The organism is Bacillus sp. FJAT-27916 (assembly GCF_001183965.1).
Taxonomy (GTDB): Bacteria; Bacillota; Bacilli; order Bacillales; family Pradoshiaceae; genus Pradoshia.
The window spans coordinates 1406080-1424029 of record NZ_LFZV01000001.1 but is presented as its reverse complement, the minus strand read 5'-3'; the positions used below and the strand labels follow the sequence as shown (position 1 = coordinate 1424029).

The window sequence follows — 17950 nt, the reverse complement described above, 5'->3', positions numbered from 1 at the left end:
CCTCACTCCTGTCCCTGTTCTTTAAAGGAAAATCGTGATTGACGAAGCCGCTTATATTTCCTCTCCAGCAACCGTTTCCCTTTATTCGTCAATCGATAATGTCTTTCCCCAGACGGATTGCTGCTTGCTGCAATGGTTCCGGCCAGCTCCTGTTCATGAAGAAGGGTATAAAGGAGACCTTCTTCCCCCTCCCATTTTCTTACTCCCCTTGCAAGAAGGAGCTTCATCAATTCATAGCCTGTCTTTTCCTGTATTAAGAGCTCAAAGATATGGAGAATGAGTTCTTCCTCACTCATGGATTCTTTTTGTATAGCTTTATGGACTTGACTTTTCATTCTTTCCGAAAAGTTCAGCTCATGAAAGGCGGACTTTTCCATCACCTTGCGCAGTCTCTTCAGTTGGTCATCCATGCTTACTCCTCCCACCTTTCTTTCAGAAGGACTTTTGCCCTTCTCAGCCTTGTCTTGACTGTATTGGGATTCACGGAAAGAATCCGCGCCATTTCCCGAATCGGAATATCTTCATAATAATGGAGATAGATAACCTCTCGGTAAAGAACAGGCAGTCCCATAACCGAGTGCACAAGACGCTCGTCCTCCTCCTGCTGAATGGCCGCCTCTTCTGCACTCCCCTCCCTTTTCACATCATAAATATAGTCGTCTTCTACTGGAATGACATGATTGTTATACCAGCTTTTCAAATAATCCTTACAATGATTAATCGCAATCTTCCAAAGCCAGGTCCTTAAGCTTGATTTGCCTTTATATGTATGAAGAGATTTATAGCTTTTCACGAAAATATCCTGTGTGAGGTCTTCCGCAAGCTGATAATTATGGACATAGGAATAGACGAGTCTTAAGATCTCGGTCCCATATTGGTCCATCAATTCATCAATCAGTGTCTCCCTCTCCTCTGCGGAGACACGCTCCATGATCATTTCATCCACCATTCCCCCTCCTTCATCTATATGGACGAGGCAGTCGGTCATTTGGGTTCCTTTTCGCATAAAAAAATGCCTAAATAATTAAGGCGCTATTGTTTCCTGCGGCTCCTCTAACTTCTTGCTTAATTGATTAATATGATAGTACCCGTAAATGATAGCCAGACCTAAGCCCACTCCAATCACTCGCTTAATGATGATTCCCTTAGTGAAAGCATCTACCCCATATTGCATAATCAGCCATGAATTTATTCCTGCGGGCACAAGGCTGCTTAAGGCCATCGCACAGGCAATCAGCTTAAACACCTTTAGAATCTCTGGCTGATAATATACACCTTTCAAAAACTGTCGATCATAACCTTGCATTTCCGTTAAATCAAGGGCAAACAGCAAGGATACCGGCTTATTGACGGAAATCATCACAAGATGGAAGACAGCTATTACAAGAGAATACACGACATTGTTCCACAGCATTTGAATGGCTGAACCTGAAAGCACATCCACTAGCGTTCCAATCATTAGTGTGCCTATTATGAAGAGACCAAAAAAATTAAGCCGTTTAAATCGGATAAATCTTATAATGCTATAAATAATGCCGGGCACGGTAGAAATAAGCATCGCATAATATTCATCAATCCGGTCATTTAGGGCATTCCAAATGACAAGTGGAAAGATAACATAGCAAATCAAATCCCACATAACCGTATTCTTCATATCTTAAGCCCCCTTCACCTCCCTTATATTACCATTTATGCCGCGTCAACATCACTAGTAAAATGAATATTCTCATAATTAACAGGGGACGTTTTTCCCTTTCACATAAAGAAACAGAGGTTGAGACGAAACGAAACAAATGATCCTCAAAAATGCATGCTGGTCATTTATTCTCCCTATTCAATAGAAGCTGGAAAGACAAATTCGTTCCATTCCGCGAAATGCACTCGCTTTCTTTTACTATCCACAGGAGTCGAGTCCATTTTGCTCCATTCCACTAGTCACTAATAATAGAAGGCCACAACAAACCAATATATGGAAAACAACAAATAAAGACCCGAATGATTAGACGATAGAATTCATTCCTTTATCGTCTAATCATTCGGGTTTATCATTGGCTGTAATATTTATGTCCCAGCCTCGCTTATTTAGATATCTTATCTTTTAATGACAACCTTATCGCCATTCAGGTCAAATCCTTGTACGGCTTGTTTGCTTGCAACTTGGAAGTCTCCTACAATCGTATGCTTCAAGGCAAAGGAGGATAAAGCGAAATCTAACGTATCTTGAAGACTATAAGAATTCGCCAAACCGTACAATGCTCCGGCAACAAAGGAATCCCCTGTGCCAATCCTCTCCAGTACATTCACTTTAACGGGTCCAAGTCGATGAACCTCTGTACCTGTTATGACTGCACAGCTTAGCTTTTGTTCATTGTCATCAAGGATTTCCCGCTCCGTCGTAAAGATTTGATCAAATTGATATTCCTTTTGAAGCTCCTTGAGCAATTCGATTTTTTCATCAAAGGAGTGAACCTTTCTCTTCTCCTGGCGGAGAGTGAGAACATCCATGTAGCTGCCGAAGCAGACATTCACATATGGCAGGATGTCCATAAATGCCTCTCTTGCTTCCTCGATGCTCCATAATTTTGCCCGATAATTGAAATCAAAGCTCACCTTTATCCCTTTTTTACGGGCAAGCTTCACAAGAGCCATCGTTGTTTCGCGCGCTTGCTTGCTCACGCCTAAGCTAATGCCGCTGACATGCACCCACTTCGCTTGATCGAGCATTTCCTCTAGCTGATAATCACTCGGTACAGCATCAACAAAGGCTGAATTTTGTCGGTCATAGGTAACCTCTGTCGGACGGATGGAGTGTCCTTCTTCAACGAAGTAAAGCCCCATTTTATGACCTTGTTGGATGACAAAATCCGTATTCACCCCAAATTGACGAAGCTGCATGATAGCCGCCAAACCGATGTTGTTATCAGGCACACAAGTTGCATAAGAAGTTTTTTTCCCCCAATTGCTTAAAGCGACCGCAATATTTGCCTCAGAACCGCCATAAACCATATTCAACTGGCTAGCCTGAATAAACAGCTGATGATTTGAAGGTGTTAGACGTAACAGCATTTCTCCAAATAGCAGCATTGACTTCATCATTACACCATCTCTTTCATTATTAGTCCAAAGAACGACTAGATTGTGAACCTAGCCGTTCAGGTTCATGCATTCATCCAGCACGATGTTATTATGCTTTTTTGATTTTTGTCAGATCTTTATTCAGCATATACATCAATTGCTCTGAGAACATATCCGCTGCCATGGAAGCCAGCATGTCAATTTGCATGCCTTCTGCCATACCAAACATTGGATGTTCCTCTGAGAATCCGTTTAAATACTTTTGCACGACAGCCTTTGCTTCAGGGTTCGCAAATAGTTCCCCAAATGTGCAGCGAGTTGAGTACACATCATCCGTGATTTCCAATTCTTCGATTACAACATCTCCAAGATCTTCAGGCATTTCGAACCAGTTATCTACTACTCCGCCAGCCTCTGACTCAGGAAGTACATAGCTTGGGTTAGCCTCTTCCACTTTATTGAAGAATGCTGTGTCTTCTACATCGCCAGATACGGCTCTTACTTCATTCAAGCCTGGCTGCAGAGCAACATTTTCAAAGATGAAGATTTTATCTTCGCCTTTTTGTGTCGCTACTTCTGAGCCGTTCACATATAGTGTTACTTCATCACAGTTGGAATAGATTTTCAAAGTGATTGCATCATCTGCACGGTCAATATAGCGTTTGCTTGTGATATGAAGAACTTTTTCTTCTGACCAGTTTGCTTTGTACATGAAGAAAGCATCTTTCTTAATTTTGCGGTCGTATGTGATTAAGCCTTTGTTGTTTCTTCCCTTTACGCCGCCTTCATCACGGATGTTCGCACCGAAGTCAAACATGTTCCATACATATGTTGACCAAAGGAATGGGCGCTCAGAGAAGATTTTCCACACTTTTTCGTGGTATAGTGCATGATATTCTTCTGTATAGTCCTTCACCTTTGCATCATCTGTGTGGTATTCGATGATTCCTTCTGCACCGTATTCAGAAATACCTAAAGGAACAGTAGGGTTTGTCGCATGGTACCCATCAATCCAAGGACCAAAATCTTCTGCCTCCCCTTGGTACCAGCCATAATATTTATTGTAACCAATGATATCTGTCATATAGTTATACTCATCATTATCAGGTACAAACATAACGTTTGCTTGTGTTGTTAAACGTGTTGGATCTTCTTTTTTCGTTAATTCTGCTAGTTCTCTTACTGACTTTCTAACCTCTGGACGGTTACCGCCGATTTGGATCTCATTTTGCACGCCCCAGAACATAATGGATGGGTGGTTGAAGTTCTGTCTGATTAGCTCAATCATTTGCTGCTTCGCATTGATGCCTTCTAATTCTGTTTTAGACATAATGGAAATGAACGGAATTTCAGCCCATACAACCATACCTTCTTGGTCACACAGATCATAGAAATATTGATCATGCTGATAGTGAGCAAGGCGAATGGATGTCGCGCCAACCTCTTTGATCAATTCCATATCTTCTTTATGTTCTTTCTTCGTAATCGCCCAGCCCATGTCTTTTCTATCCTGGTGGCGGGACACACCATTTAGGCGTAAAGGTTGACCATTAAGGATGAATCCTCTTTCAGGGTCTACTTCGAAATATCTCACACCGAATGGGATGGAAATTTCATCGATTGTGTCATTGAAGCTAGTCAATGATACGTTTGCTTTATACATATAAGCATTTTTTCTGCCGTTCCAAAGAGTTGGATTCTTAATGACAGCAGGCATGTCAACTTCTTGAGTTTCACCAGCCGCGAGAACGACTTCTTTTGCTGCATAGGCAACTACCTTGCCTTCAGCGTCAAATAGGTCTGCCCATAGGCGTACTTTCTTTTCCACATCTAAATCATTCGTGATTTTTGATTTAATCGTCAAAGACGCTTTCTCTTCGTTCACTTCGTCTTGAACAATATAAATCCCTTGTGAACCATAATCCATCAAGTCAAAGTGAACATGATTTGTGATAACCAGATTTACATCACGATACATTCCGCCATAGAAAGTGAAATCTGCCATTTGCGGATAAACATCTTCCACAACTGTGTTATCAACTTTCACCGCTACTGTGTTTACTGTTCCAAACTCTACCACATCAGTGATATCGAAGCGGAAAGTAGAGTATCCGCCGCGGTGCTGTCCCATATGGTGACCATTGATATATACGTCCGTAATGCTATTAGAACCGTTGAATTCAATATATACACGGTTTCCTTGTTGTAATGAATCAATCATTAATTCTTTACGGTACCAGCAAGCACCCTTGTAGAAATCAAAACCATTCGCTCCATCAATCGCATTCCAAGTATGCGGAACGCTGACTGTTTCCCAGCTAGTATCGTCAAAGCTTTTATTGTAAGCGCTAACTTCATCTTGTTTAATAAATTTCCATGAGTCATTCATGTTAATTATTTTTCTCATTCATTTCTCTCCCTTGATAGTCATAGATAATTTGTGAAAAAATGAACATGTAAACTTAAAATTAATATATCCTTAACTTCCTGTTCTTAGTATAGTATAGAAAACAGAATATTTATCGCACAATTTTGCTTGAAATCGTATTATTTTTGCCTATTTTACACAATAATACAGAAAATGAAAGAAGAGATGATGAAATGCTGGAAAATAGACTACATAATCTTCAAAAAATCTGCCGAATGATTTCTTCCATCAGCCACATGGATGTCCGCTTAATTAATCAGGAAGGAGCCGCTCTGCTTCAATTAGTGAAACAGAATCTTCCGGCTGCCCTGCAAAACTTTGAGCAAGACTTCAGACAAATCAACCAAATTCTCGAGGAACATCCTGCACATTCCTATTACTACTACATCAATAGTTTCGGTCTGCAGTATATGGCTGCCGGCATTTGGGAAGAAAATCATTATGTTGGCGCCATTATGGTTGGACCCTTTTTATCCAGTGTACCTGGAACGGATTTCGTCAGCGAAATGATTTCTGCCAATCAACTACCCATTAGTGAAAGGAGACAGCTGCAAGAATTTTATGCCTCCCTTTCCATCGTTAATAATAGTACGAGTAATAGTATAGGTGAATTGCTCGTCAATTTATGCTCGAATTCTTTTATTGAGGCACAATTAATCACTACTGACCCAGTCCAGTCAAATCAGAGCAAGGAATCGATTAAAACGATGATTGATGAAAGCAAGGAAATGATTGAATTACGTTACCATACTGAACAAGAACTCATGCATGCCATCATGACCGGTGATAAAGAAACCGTAGAGAAATTGAAAATCAATATAGGAGATACTTATTTAGAAGATCGCATACCAGAGAGTCCCATCAGATCGTCAAAAAACTTAATTTCCGTATTAAACACCATATGCCGAATGGCCGCCAGAAAAGGCGGTGTCCACCCTGTCTACCTTCACGAAATATCAGATAAATTCGCCATCTTAATTGAACGGGCACCCAATCTGCCTTATCTAAATAAGCTAGTGGAGGTCATGCTGCATGATTATTGTGATTTAGTAAGAGAATTTTCTACTCGCCAATATAGTGAACTAATAAAAAAAGCCGTGGATTATATTCGAATGAATATTGACAGTCCTATTACCTTGCAAAGCATTGCGGATTCCATCCACGCTAACCCATCACATCTGTCCAGGAAATTCAAACAAGAAACTGGGCAAAGTGTAACAGATTTCATCAATCTGAAACGAGTGGAATCTGCCAAGCTCTATCTGCAAAGCGGCCAAAAATCAATCACGGAGGTTGCCTTCATGGTCGGCTTTAATGACGTCAATTACTTCAGCAGGGTTTTCAAGAAGGTTACTTCCATGACCCCTTCACAGTTCATGAAAGAGGTAAATAAAGAAGATTAACCGGGATTCCTCAAATGGAAATCCCGGTTTCTTAAATGAGCTGGACTTTTAAAAAGAATATTCAAATAATTCAACCTATAATCTATAATAGAGGTTACCATTTATAACGAAGGCACTATATAGAGCCAGAAAGGCGGCATAGCATGGAGAACTTTTATCTTTATATCCTCATGTGTATTTTCTTGATCATCCTTCCCGGTCCCGATACGGCTGTCGCGACCAAAAACACCCTAAGTCAAGGTAGCAGCGCCGGCCTCAAAACGGCACTCGGCACCTGCTGCGCTCTCCTGATTCATACATCTGCGGCTGTTCTAGGTCTGTCCGCGATTATCGTGAAGTCAGCCCTCTTATTCTCCGTTTTTAAATATGTCGGGGCTATTTACTTAATCTACCTTGGAGCCAAAACCCTCTGGTCCCTGTGGAAGAAAGAAGAAGCCGCAACGGCAGAAACAGAGACAAAGATACAGTTTGAGAAGTCCTCCTGCTTTAAGCAAGGCTTCCTCACCAATATCCTTAACCCAAAGGTCGCCGTCTTCTTCCTAACCTTCCTGCCCCAATTCGTCGAGGCGGGAAGCAACACATTTGTTCCATTTCTGCTTATGGGCATCACCTACACCGCATTAACAGCTGTCTGGTTCCTGTTTTATGTTTACTTAATTCACCAAGTCAGCACCTTCATGAAAAAACCGAAGGCACAAGCAGCGATTGAAGGAATAACCGGTACGATATTAATTGGATTTGGACTTAAACTCGCTTTTGAGAAAGCACAGCATTAATCCATTTCGTTAAAAAAGCTCAGAGTGAATCGCTCTGAGCTTCATTTTCGAATAAACCCTATCCAAAAATATAAAAATACGACCGCACAAAAAAATAGGGGGAGTGATTTCCATTTAAAAGGATATTGATATGTACGATCTTTACCGCCTTCCTATTTTTCGTGGCAGCTTGTTCAAATCAAGAAAGTCCCGATTAATAGATATTTGAAGGGAAAAGTACGAACTGGCAGGTCGTATTAGAGGGCTTCACCCGCTGAAACAGAGAAGATTTATACATTTTCATTTATCGGTCAAGGCACGAAACCCTCTACATTCACCTATGAAATAAATAGCCCTGATGGCATTGATACAGGCGAGGGAAGCCTAGAGTGTTTGAGAGAGGTAATATGACCCCTGTGTATAAAACCACCCAGCGACCCGTCATCATTCATTGGGATGGTCATACTGAGGAGTTACATCTGAAAGTGAGGGACTGACATAATCTAGAAGTAACTCCTTTTTGGAGCTCCCTTAGCTTATTTAAAATGATAAGATTTGTAATATCCGGTGTCTGATGACAATTTTAAAATGTTACCATCAGCGGGCATTCCTTCGAAAAATGCACCAATGCAACCTGTTGTACACCGGTGTCCTGATATCAATATGTTCATTTCTCTTTTCCTATAATGATTTTCAAGTTCGTTCATAAAGCTAAATATCCTCTTAACAAAACAATTTGGATCTTCAATTCCTTTATACACCGTTGTATCAGGTAATGGTCCAGACATCTTCATTTCGCTGATAGGTACTCCATCGGCTTCTCCTAAATCATAGACATCAAGTCTTTCATCTATGGTAGCTTTATGTCCACCAGTGACGATTTCAGCTGTTTGGACAGCTCTTTCTTGCGGGGAAGAAAATACAAAATCGAACTTTATATCTTTGAGTTCATCTCTTAATCTCTGTGCTTGTTCTATCCCATATTCATTTAACGGCAAGCCCATTCTCCCTTGCATTTTTCGTTCTTTATTTAAGTCTGTTTGACCGTGCCTAATAACATAAATCATCAGTTCACTCCCCCTCAATATGATGGCTTTAAATTCAGAAGACTAATGAATACGCTGCTTGGTTCCTTCCTCAATAGCGTCTATATCAAGTCCTCAATCATGCCATTTATTCAAGCATTCTATACTCTTTTGTTTTTTCATATTCAATATGATGTTTTTCACAGAAAGCCATTAATTCCGTAAATACACTATCTGGGCTTAATAGAGAAATACGGATCGGTATCCCTTTATCGAATTTTATTACCGCTGACTTTGTTTTCCAGTTCACCCGTTTGAATAGGACCCTTTTTATGGTCGAATGGTCGGCTTTCTTTTGATATAGTGCGAGTTTAAATAAAGAGATTTGATAGATTACTTGATCTTTTCCAATCGAAAATGTATATCTGGCAAAAAGGACTGTTACTTGAACGGCTACTATAGGCAGGAAAACTAATCGGAACCAATGATTCTCCAAGCGCATGATCATGAATAATGTCACGACGATTACCATGTACATATACACCTGCTGCGAAGTTCCTTTATACACTATACTTTCTTCCCCATTTATTTTTACCCCTTCCGATGGAAACAGCTTCTTATGTATATTATTCTATAAAATTGCTTGAAAGCCTTGTTTTTTTACCATAATTAGTTAGACTAGTTCTACTATTACTTGATATGAAGTATATATTTACATGGAAATAGAAATTTGATTTTTATAGAAGGGGAGAAATGTATGTCAGAAACTCTGCCCAATTGGTTTTGGACAATCTATTATTTGTTTTTATTAGTGACATTAGGCACCGCCCTCTTGAGTGTGATAAAAAGGAAAATGAGCAGATTATCCTTTATTGCCATTGTACTCACCTTAGCAATTCCACTAGTTAGTCTGATCAATAGTATTGGAAGACCAGAAGAAATGAATGAATTCGAATATTTGGTCAGTCAATTGCAGCAGGGGGCTATTTGGCCTGTTTTTATTATGGTTGGTTATTTATTTTTAATCGTTTGGTGGGGTTTATTCCTATTCAAAAGCAAAGCTAAGAAGTAAGGCATCGTAACAGAAAAGAGCAGCTTGCCTTTAAAAAGACAAACTGCTTCATCATTCTTATCCGCGATGCTGCACCTGTTTCATTAAATATTCTACAAACTCATCATCCTTCACAAGCCATGCCGCATGGGTCCGTTTCAAATAATGGTCCCCTTCATCAAAGCTCTTGAAACGGGCATCAATGGTTTCACCATTATGATCAATTCTCCATTCACTGCCCTTTGGATACAGGAGATAAGCGTCATTCTTATTGCCGTGATAAAGGGCGCCAAAGGAGGAGTGCTTAACATTATACTGATTGCGTTTCGCATCCTCGCGCAGCGGCGCAAGCGGAAAGGTATCCGCTACATATTCCTTGTAGGCTGTATCTGTCAACGAACAGCCAGCAGCCTTCGCATGACCTCCGCCCCCATGCTTAGCCGCAATCTCGGACACATCGACATGATCATGAACGGTCCGCAGGGAAATCCGTCTTCCCCCCATATTCATAATGGCGATATAATCAAGATGGGCGAACTCCTTCCCAAGCTCGCTCCCAAGCTCGGACAAATAGGATTCTGCATAAACGACACCCGCCAAAAGACCGCTGACCTCGGTCTGCACAACCTCCCGCTTCTTCCGGCGAAGATAGCGTTCCATCTTGTCGTATTCCATCTTCAATAATTTTCCCTCAAAATCATCGAACTGAAATCTCTCCCCGCCCTGCAGCCTATCGACCATTCTCTCCTCAAAATCATCAATCGATGTTAAATAAAGAAGGGAATTAAGGCGATGCGCCCGCTCATTCTCATTCTTCTCCCACTCCCATGTATCATATTGGCGGACAAGTTCTACGAATTCGGCCAATCCTTCTGTCGGCTGTAAAAACTCATGGCGAATGAGATAGTCATAAAAAAGAGAAGTCGCACTCGTTCCCTTACCCTCTTCATCCTCAGAAAGCACAAATCCCCATTTATATTCATTCAAATGCTCCGCTGTTTTATGATGATCAATCAGCTGAATCTTGCCCTGTTTCGCAAACCGTTTCTGCAGCTTCTTCTCATTCTCTTCATTCGGTGACATATCCGTAATCAATAAAAAAGTATCCGAATCATGCTCCAGGAAGGATTCAATCTCCCGGTTCAAGCTCCCAATTGAATTGTACCGGATCTTCACACCATCCCCGAAAGCCAACCTCGCTAAGATGCCGCAGCCGACACCATCCAAATCATTATGCGTCAGTAGTTTGTACATTGTGTTCACCTCATGGATAGTATGTGTTTTCAGGTGGATATTACTCTAATGATGACCACCCTTTGTCCACCCTTCGACCCCTTTGCCTGGGCATTGGGTGGGCTTTCTCTGACGATGGCCACCCTTTGCCCACCCTTCGACCCCTTTGCCTGGGTATTGGGTGGGCTTTCTCTGACGATGACCACCCTTTGTCCACCCTTTACCCCCTTTGCCTGGGCATTGGGTGGGCTTTCTCTGACGATGACCACCCTTTGTCCACCCTTTACCCCCTTTGCCTGGGCATTGGGTGGGCTTTCTCTGACGATGGCCACCCTTTGCCCACCCTTCGACCCCTTTGCCTGGGCATTGGGTGGGCTTTCTCTGACGATGGCCACCCTTTGTCCACCCTTCACCCCCTTTGCCTGGGTATTGGGTGGGCTTTCTCTGACGATGACCACCCTTTGTCCACCCTTTCCCCCTTTGCCTGGGCTTTGGGTGGGCTTTCTCTGACGATGACCACCCTTTGTCCACCCTTTACCCCCTTTGCCTGGGCATTGGGTGGGCTTTCTCTGACGATGGCCACCCTTTGCCCACCCTTCGATCCCTTTGCCTGGGCATTGGGTGGGCTTTCTCTGACAGTTAATCTGTCATTTCAATAAAATAGTTTTCCCATTTGGAATAACCATCTCTTCAGACCTACCAACGTTCAAATAAGAAATACTTCGTTTAAGAGTCAATTGCAGCGAAAGACTGAATCTATTCGCTGCATAGTCTTATGCTATCATAAGAGTGAATTTATTCTACATTCTAAGTATTCTATTTTGCAGAAGCACTTAAAGGGGAGATAACGATGTCTTGGAAAGATGTATAAGCTCAGTATTCTAATCACCAAGAATCACTTATTGTAGGTAACAGAGATGGACTCATTAAACTACGGAGGTTCATTGATCAAGTGTTTGATCATGTTCTTTGCTCCGATGAGGAAGGAAATCCATTATACATAGGAGTAGTTAAAGAGGAAGCCGTGTTTAATTCTTTAGAGCTTCCTTACACGGAACTAGTCGTAGATCGTTATAGCTATCCTTACTTTCACCATTTGAAAGATAAAAAAGAGCCTCCATATTCTTCTGTTATCTTATTTCCAATGATGATCCAGAAAAAGAGGAAATATGATTCCTTTTTTCTATCAAATAGAAAACATCGTCTATTATGATTTAAAGTACGGACTCTCCTCAATTCTCCCCCTGCCGAGACACATGATAAAATAAACTCAACACCACTTTATAAAGGGGAATCCAACATGCAACCACTGCCAATCTGGTCAGATAAGATTGATTTACATGAGGAAGCACCAATTATTGTCCCTTATATGGCAGAGCAAAATCCTGCCCGCTCCGCTGTGATCATTTGTCCTGGAGGAGGCTACCGCATGCGTGCTTGGCATGAGGGCGAGCCTGTGGCTGAGTGGCTGAATACGCTTGGCATTACGGCGTTTGTCCTCCATTACCGAGTCAATCCTGCCAAGCATCTAGAGCCGCTTGCTGATGCGCAGCGCGCCATTCGTTATGTGCGTTATCATGCAGAGGAATGGGGAATTGACCCCGATAAGATTGGGCTTCTTGGCTTTTCTGCAGGCGGCCATCTAGCAGCCTGTGCCGCAAATATGTCGGATTATCCTGCGTATAAGAAAATCGACAGAATCGATTCAGCATCCTGCAGGCCAGATATCGCTATTCTCTGTTACCCCGTAATCACGATGCTTGAGCATACTCATGAAGGCTCACTCACCTGTCTGCTCGGGGAAAACCCGAAGCATGAAGCACGCGAACTTCTTTCCATGGAGCGTCATGTCAGCAAGGACACGCCGCCGAGTTTCCTTTGGCATACGGCTGACGATCAGTCTGTTCCGGTCATCAACAGTCTCCTGTATGCCAACCAATTGAGCACAGCCCAGATTCCATATGAGCTTCATGTGTTTCAAAATGGGCGGCATGGGCTTGGCCTAGCAGAGGAGGAACCAGACGCTGCAAAATGGACAGGGCTATGTGCAAGCTGGCTGTCAAAACAAGGATTTTGCAAAGCATAAAAAAGGAAGGCAGTCCCCATTATTTTAGGTGCTGCCTTCCTCGTCTTTATCCTCTTCCGCCTTGGAAGCTTGGATATAACGTCATTCCGCCGTCTGCATAAAGAGACAGTCCAGTAACATAACTTGCTTCATTAGAGGCGAGCCAGGCCGCACAGGCGGCAATTTGCTCCGGCTGGCCGATCATGCCGAGCGGAATCATCTCCTCTACCTGCTCCCTTTGTTCAGGATCATCGAATTTTTCTGCATTAATCGGCGTTTTTATCGCTCCCGGACAGATGCTGTTCACCCTGATGCCATGAGGGGCATATTCCATTGCCAATGTTTCTGTCATTAACTTCACTCCGCCCTTACTTGCTGCATAGTGGACGAATTGCGGCCAAGGAATTCGGTCATGCACAGAGGACATATTAATGATAGAGCCCTTGATTTTATTTTCAACCATGTATTTGAGGGCTTCACGGGATCCGAGGAAGGCACCGGTCAGATTGATATCGATGACTTTCTGCCAATCCTCTAATGATAATTCGTGGGATTCCACTTGATTTTCCATTCCCGCGTTATTGATCATGACGTCAAGTGTGCCGAAGGTTTCAACCGCACAGTCAATCATTTTTTTGACATCCTCTTCCTTTGTAACATCCCCCTGGACCGCCACGGCATCACCGCCGTATGATTTGATCGTCTCAATAATGGCATTATGATCATGCTTGTCTGAATGATAATTAATGACGACCTTAGCTTGTTCTTTCCCGAACCGTTCTGCCATCCCTTTTCCTAGACCTGTAGCAGCACCTGTGATTACGACAACTTTCCCTTTTAAACTATCATACATAGTCTATTCCTCCTTCATTATTCTTTCGTGAAACCGAGCATAACTCCGCCGGCAATGACGAGCGCACACCCGATGATGATAAATGTAAGCTGCTTCTTCGATTTCTTCTCACCAAGGAGGAAAATGCCCCCTAAGGTGGAGATGATAATGCCCATTTGGGAAAAAGAGAAGCCAATCGCAACACCGACTAGCGGATTGGCGAGCAAAAGACCAATATTCCCGATTGCCCACATAATCCCTGTCAGTACATTGCGAACCATATATTTATTGAACGGATTATCCTTGATGGAGAGCAGAAGCGTGGCAATGAACATGCCAACCCCTTGCGGCAGGATAGCCGCCCATCCATCGATATCGTACCAGCGAACAATCACGACATAGAGGACAAATCCTACGGTGGATATCCCGAGGAACATGGCACCTTTTTTCTTATTACCTTCCTCTGAATCCTTTCCTTGTCCAACACCTGTCATGATAATCCCGGCAATGATGGCAGCGATCGCCAGCAGACCGAGGACAATGGTCATCGTACCGGACCATTCCTTAAAAACAACTACCCCGAAGAAGGTCGTACCGAGTAACTGAAGTCCTGTCGAAATAGGCACTGTTTTCGAGACACCGATGTTTTTCACACTGTTGAACTGGTTGAGCTGTCCGACCGCCCAGCCCGCACCTGAGATTATCCCGACAATCCAGACTGTCATACTCATATCCGGCTGCTGGATGAAATACATGACAAGTCCAAACAGAAGTGAACCCGTCGTAATCCCTAGCGTCTGCGATTTTGGATCGCCGCCCAGTTTTTCACTGACTAGCACTAAACTTCCCCACGCAAGCGCAGGCAATAGTGCATATAAAATTCCTTCCATGTGCAATACCTCTCTCAAATGTAATCAATTTTAGGAATAAATGTTGTATTATCCACGAATAGTAATCCATTCCCTTATCCGGTAAAAAAGAAACATATTAGAAAGCTAGCACCTTCCATTGGAAACAAATGTTAAAATGGTTGTTATAGAATTCATAACAGGAGATGAAGCTTACGATGAAGCCATATAATTGGGAGAATGAATACAAAAATAGTGAACTACTATGGGGATTAAAACCGAATAGCACATTAATGCAATATGCTGAGCTCGTTCCAGCGGCTGGCAAGGTGCTCGATATTGGCATTGGGGAAGGAAGAAATGCCTTCTTTTTTGCCCAAAAAGGATGTGCCGTTGAAGGGATCGATCTATCAGAAACGGCCATTGAGCGTTGTAAAACTCTTTCAAAACAATATCAACTTAATATAGAAGCACATGTCGAGGATGTAGCAACGTTTGACATCAAGCCGAATCAGTATTCTCTGATCATCCTCTCAAATGTGCTCAACTTCATACCTGAACCAAAGATTGCCCCTCTTCTCGACCAAGTCAAGAGAGGCTTAACAGAGGATGGCTTCGTCTATGTGAATGCATTTGATATAGACGAGCCTAGCAGGCAAAAGGCTGTGCGCGAATATGAACGATTAGGAGAAAACTCCTTCTTCATCCGCAAAAATGGAATGTACATACATTATTTTAGGAAAGGAGAACTAGAAGAATATTTTCTTACCTACAAAACGATTAAAACGGGTTATTCCTATGCCTTAGATCTGTCCCACGGGGAACCGCATTATCATAGTACGATTGAAATACTAGCCCAAAAACAACGAGGCTTAGACGACATAGATTTTTAAGAAATAAGAAATACTATGTCGGATACAGAAAATTCAGTAGGTCTATTTCCTTATTTTCCCTAAACTTAATGTCGAAGCTCTCTAAAACTATTTATAATCGGAATTGAGGCCATGAAAATGGTCATATTGAATAAAAGGGGAGCGGTATATGAAATTTCGATTAAAGTTCTATCGTATGATTGCCACGTTCACAATGATTGCGGCACTCGCCGGAACATTGATTGTACCGGCAGCTGGAGCGAAGACAGCTGACCGGCAAGGTGAAGCTGGCTTTATTCAGGAATTGGGGATTTCACAGGAAAGCGTCAAGAAACAAACCTCCATCACCCGGGCTGATGCAGCAAGCTTGATGGCCCGTGCCTTAAAGCTTGATAAGAAAAAAGCACCGAATGCCGGGTTTACCGATGTACCAAAATCATCCCAGAAGGCTATTAACAGCCTGGCTTATGCCGGCATCCTTGAAGGAAAGAACGGCAAGAAATTCGGAAGCAATAATCTGCTGACACGCGGAGAACTCGCCGTCTGGATTGCGAAAGCGTTCGATTTGAAAGGAAGCACGGAAATTCATTTCACCGATGTACCAGCAAAGCATAAAGACCTGATTGGCGCTGTCATTCTATATGATATTGCTGATGGAATCTCTGAAACAAAATTTGGCTACAGCCAAAGAGTCAGCTTGTCCGAATTCCTAACGATGCTCCAATCAGCCATTAAAGCACCTGACTATCAGCTGCGTGTCCTTCATGTGAATGATACACATGCCAATATTGAAAACACACCACGACAAATCAGCGCGATTTATGACCACCGCAAAGGAAACACGAACAATTTACTGCTTCATGCCGGTGATGTATTCTCCGGTACCTTATATTTCAATGAATTCAAGGGTCTGGCTGATCTTGAATTGATGAATCTCGCCGGATTTGATGCAATGACATTCGGCAACCATGAATTTGACCTTGGAAGTGAGGCGCTGGCACCCTTTGTGCAAAAAGCCCAGTTCCCATTCGTAAGTGCAAACGTTGATTTCAGCGCGGATACACTTATGAAGAACCTTGAGCTAAATACGTACACCAATAAACCAAAGAACGGCAAAATCTATGACGGCATCATCAAAAACGTCAATGGGGAGAAAGTCGGCATCTTCGGTTTAACCACTGCTGAAACAGCCAGTATTTCAAGCCCTGGGGACGTAAAGTTTGATGACTATATCTCTTCAGCTAAAGCATCCGTGAAAGCTCTTAAGAAACAAGGTGTTGATAAGATTATCGCCCTCACTCATATCGGCTATAATGATGGCGGCGGGGATAATGACCTCGAGCTTGCCAACCAAGTTGAAGGCATCGACGTCATTGTCGGCGGCCACTCTCATACACAGCTTGATAAGCCTGTTGTGGTCAAAAAGTATAAAGAACCGACTGTCATCGTCCAAGCAAACGAGTATTCTAAATTCCTTGGCGAGCTTGACGTCAGCTTTGATAAAAAAGGAAAGGTCATCGCCTATGAAGGTGAGCTCATCAGCGTTGATGCCAAGAATGCCGATGGCTCCTATATCTTTGCAGATGATCCCGTAGCCGCGCAAATTCTAGCTAAGTACAAGCCAATTGTTGACGCAAAGAAAAATCAGGTCGTTGGCTCCACAACCGTTGACCTGATTGGAGGCAACCCTGCCGCAAGAACCGGAGAGACAAATCTCGGAAACTTGATTGCGGACGGCATGCTGGCTAAAGCCAAAACCATCAACCCGAATACCGTGATTGCCCTGCAAAATGGCGGCGGAGTCCGGACAACCTTGAAGGCTGGACCGATCACATTGGCAGACGTGATGACTGTGCTTCCGTTCAGCAACGCCCTAGCGATTATGGAAATCAGAGGATCTGAGCTGAAAACAGCACTTGAGCACAGCGTGAAAGATGCACCTGCAGCAAGCGGCGGCTTCCTTCAGGTTTCAGGCATGCGCTTTACGTATGACAGCTCCAAGCCAACTGGGCAGCGTGTTCAAACGGTCGAAGTACTGCAAAACGGTGAATACAGCGCCCTCTCTGACACAGAAACCTATTATGCAGCCACGAATATCTTCACCGCTAAAGGCGGAGACGGCTACAGTGTCTTTGCGGACATTTATGCTGACGGACGTGTAAGTGAGCCAGGCTTTGTTGACTGGGAGATCTTCTCTGACTACATTCAATCCTTCCCAGACCAAACCGTTGCACCGGGTGTGGAAGGCCGAATTATAGATGTTAAACAATAAATAGGTTTTATAGATGAGACTGATCCTGAAGACGGCATTGGCTTCTGGATCAGTCTTTTTATGTGGAGTTGAAATTATGCAGCGATAGGTA

Annotated in this window: 17 protein-coding genes; 7 read left to right on the top strand and 10 right to left on the bottom strand. The window is 42.9% G+C overall.

All coding sequences use genetic code 11. The features are described 5' to 3' along the window. Positions 1-2: 2 nt before the first annotated feature. The 5 genes from AC622_RS06790 to AC622_RS06770 form a co-directional block, all read right to left on the bottom strand. Positions 3-410, bottom strand: coding sequence for a PadR family transcriptional regulator (locus tag AC622_RS06790; RefSeq protein ID WP_049670378.1), 408 nt, complete (start codon positions 408-410; stop codon positions 3-5). A 2-nt stretch (positions 411-412) separates the two neighbouring features. After that, positions 413-946 carry a sigma-70 family RNA polymerase sigma factor gene (locus AC622_RS06785; protein ID WP_049670377.1) on the bottom strand — a complete coding sequence of 178 codons (534 nt, stop codon included), beginning with the start codon at positions 944-946 and terminating at the stop codon, positions 413-415. Positions 947-1024: 78 nt separating this feature from the next. Next, on the bottom strand, positions 1025-1654 hold the full coding sequence (locus AC622_RS06780; RefSeq protein ID WP_049670376.1) for a VC0807 family protein: 630 nt from the start codon (positions 1652-1654) through the stop codon (positions 1025-1027). 437 nt (positions 1655-2091) lie between these two features. Continuing rightward, complete coding sequence (locus AC622_RS06775; RefSeq protein ID WP_049670375.1) at positions 2092-3096, bottom strand: sugar kinase; 1005 nt, start codon at positions 3094-3096, stop codon at positions 2092-2094. Positions 3097-3184: 88 nt separating this feature from the next. Beyond that, a complete protein-coding gene (locus AC622_RS06770; RefSeq protein WP_049670374.1) occupies positions 3185-5482 on the bottom strand; it encodes a glycoside hydrolase family 2 protein in 2298 nt (765 codons plus the stop codon). A 194-nt stretch (positions 5483-5676) separates the two neighbouring features. On the opposite strand from AC622_RS06770, the gene AC622_RS06765 reads away from it, so the two are divergent. Together AC622_RS06765 and AC622_RS06760 are read left to right on the top strand one after the other, a co-directional pair. Then, entirely contained in the window at positions 5677-6906 is a 1230-nt protein-coding gene (locus tag AC622_RS06765; RefSeq protein ID WP_049670373.1) for a helix-turn-helix domain-containing protein, read from the top strand. 143 nt (positions 6907-7049) lie between these two features. Further along, complete coding sequence (locus AC622_RS06760) at positions 7050-7682, top strand: LysE family translocator (RefSeq protein WP_049670372.1); 633 nt, start codon at positions 7050-7052, stop codon at positions 7680-7682. Positions 7683-8197: 515 nt separating this feature from the next. On the opposite strand, the gene AC622_RS06755 is transcribed toward AC622_RS06760, so the two are convergent. Together AC622_RS06755 and AC622_RS06750 are read right to left on the bottom strand one after the other, a co-directional pair. Beyond that, positions 8198-8728 carry a histidine phosphatase family protein gene (locus tag AC622_RS06755; protein WP_049670371.1) on the bottom strand — a complete coding sequence of 177 codons (531 nt, stop codon included), beginning with the start codon at positions 8726-8728 and terminating at the stop codon, positions 8198-8200. A 106-nt stretch (positions 8729-8834) separates the two neighbouring features. Next, the gene (locus AC622_RS06750; protein WP_156185576.1) at positions 8835-9254 is read right to left on the bottom strand and encodes a hypothetical protein; all 420 of its coding nucleotides are present in this window, start codon (positions 9252-9254) and stop codon (positions 8835-8837) included. A gap of 189 nt (positions 9255-9443) precedes the next feature. On the opposite strand from AC622_RS06750, the gene AC622_RS06745 reads away from it, so the two are divergent. Next, complete coding sequence (locus AC622_RS06745; RefSeq protein ID WP_049670369.1) at positions 9444-9758, top strand: hypothetical protein; 315 nt, start codon at positions 9444-9446, stop codon at positions 9756-9758. A 57-nt stretch (positions 9759-9815) separates the two neighbouring features. On the opposite strand, the gene AC622_RS06740 is transcribed toward AC622_RS06745, so the two are convergent. Next, a complete protein-coding gene (locus AC622_RS06740; protein ID WP_049670368.1) occupies positions 9816-10991 on the bottom strand; it encodes a DHH family phosphoesterase in 1176 nt (391 codons plus the stop codon). A gap of 48 nt (positions 10992-11039) precedes the next feature. On the opposite strand from AC622_RS06740, the gene AC622_RS20980 reads away from it, so the two are divergent. Both AC622_RS20980 and AC622_RS06725 read left to right on the top strand, forming a co-directional pair. After that, positions 11040-11480, top strand: coding sequence for a hypothetical protein (locus AC622_RS20980; protein WP_156185575.1), 441 nt, complete (start codon positions 11040-11042; stop codon positions 11478-11480). A gap of 790 nt (positions 11481-12270) precedes the next feature. Continuing rightward, positions 12271-13056, top strand: coding sequence for an alpha/beta hydrolase (locus tag AC622_RS06725; RefSeq protein WP_049670365.1), 786 nt, complete (start codon positions 12271-12273; stop codon positions 13054-13056). Between the two features lie 46 nt (positions 13057-13102). Here the strand turns inward: AC622_RS06725 and AC622_RS06720 are convergent, their stop codons facing one another. Both AC622_RS06720 and AC622_RS06715 read right to left on the bottom strand, forming a co-directional pair. Beyond that, positions 13103-13888: an SDR family oxidoreductase gene (locus AC622_RS06720; protein ID WP_049670364.1), complete on the bottom strand. Its 786-nt coding sequence runs from the start codon at positions 13886-13888 to the stop codon at positions 13103-13105. Positions 13889-13905: 17 nt separating this feature from the next. After that, on the bottom strand, positions 13906-14757 hold the full coding sequence (locus AC622_RS06715; RefSeq protein ID WP_049670363.1) for a GRP family sugar transporter: 852 nt from the start codon (positions 14755-14757) through the stop codon (positions 13906-13908). 176 nt (positions 14758-14933) lie between these two features. Between AC622_RS06715 and AC622_RS06710 the strand changes: the two genes are divergently transcribed. Both AC622_RS06710 and AC622_RS06705 read left to right on the top strand, forming a co-directional pair. Beyond that, the gene (locus tag AC622_RS06710; protein WP_049670362.1) at positions 14934-15608 is read left to right on the top strand and encodes a class I SAM-dependent methyltransferase; all 675 of its coding nucleotides are present in this window, start codon (positions 14934-14936) and stop codon (positions 15606-15608) included. Between the two features lie 148 nt (positions 15609-15756). Continuing rightward, complete coding sequence (locus AC622_RS06705; RefSeq protein WP_053103723.1) at positions 15757-17859, top strand: 5'-nucleotidase C-terminal domain-containing protein; 2103 nt, start codon at positions 15757-15759, stop codon at positions 17857-17859. The last annotated feature ends 91 nt before the right edge of the window (positions 17860-17950 follow it).

Coding starts and splice junctions, on each gene's coding strand:
- AC622_RS06710 (WP_049670362.1), top strand. CDS start 14,934: ATGAAGCCATATAATTGGGAGAATGAATACAAAAATAGTGAACTACTA.
- AC622_RS06775 (WP_049670375.1), bottom strand. CDS start 3,096: ATGATGAAGTCAATGCTGCTATTTGGAGAAATGCTGTTACGTCTAACA.
- AC622_RS06745 (WP_049670369.1), top strand. CDS start 9,444: ATGTCAGAAACTCTGCCCAATTGGTTTTGGACAATCTATTATTTGTTT.
- AC622_RS06715 (WP_049670363.1), bottom strand. CDS start 14,757: ATGGAAGGAATTTTATATGCACTATTGCCTGCGCTTGCGTGGGGAAGT.
- AC622_RS06760 (WP_049670372.1), top strand. CDS start 7,050: ATGGAGAACTTTTATCTTTATATCCTCATGTGTATTTTCTTGATCATC.
- AC622_RS06705 (WP_053103723.1), top strand. CDS start 15,757: ATGAAATTTCGATTAAAGTTCTATCGTATGATTGCCACGTTCACAATG.
- AC622_RS06790 (WP_049670378.1), bottom strand. CDS start 410: ATGGATGACCAACTGAAGAGACTGCGCAAGGTGATGGAAAAGTCCGCC.
- AC622_RS06755 (WP_049670371.1), bottom strand. CDS start 8,728: ATGATTTATGTTATTAGGCACGGTCAAACAGACTTAAATAAAGAACGA.
- AC622_RS06765 (WP_049670373.1), top strand. CDS start 5,677: ATGCTGGAAAATAGACTACATAATCTTCAAAAAATCTGCCGAATGATT.
- AC622_RS06770 (WP_049670374.1), bottom strand. CDS start 5,482: ATGAGAAAAATAATTAACATGAATGACTCATGGAAATTTATTAAACAA.
- AC622_RS06780 (WP_049670376.1), bottom strand. CDS start 1,654: ATGAAGAATACGGTTATGTGGGATTTGATTTGCTATGTTATCTTTCCA.
- AC622_RS06720 (WP_049670364.1), bottom strand. CDS start 13,888: ATGTATGATAGTTTAAAAGGGAAAGTTGTCGTAATCACAGGTGCTGCT.
- AC622_RS06725 (WP_049670365.1), top strand. CDS start 12,271: ATGCAACCACTGCCAATCTGGTCAGATAAGATTGATTTACATGAGGAA.
- AC622_RS06740 (WP_049670368.1), bottom strand. CDS start 10,991: ATGTACAAACTACTGACGCATAATGATTTGGATGGTGTCGGCTGCGGC.
- AC622_RS20980 (WP_156185575.1), top strand. CDS start 11,040: ATGATGACCACCCTTTGTCCACCCTTCGACCCCTTTGCCTGGGCATTG.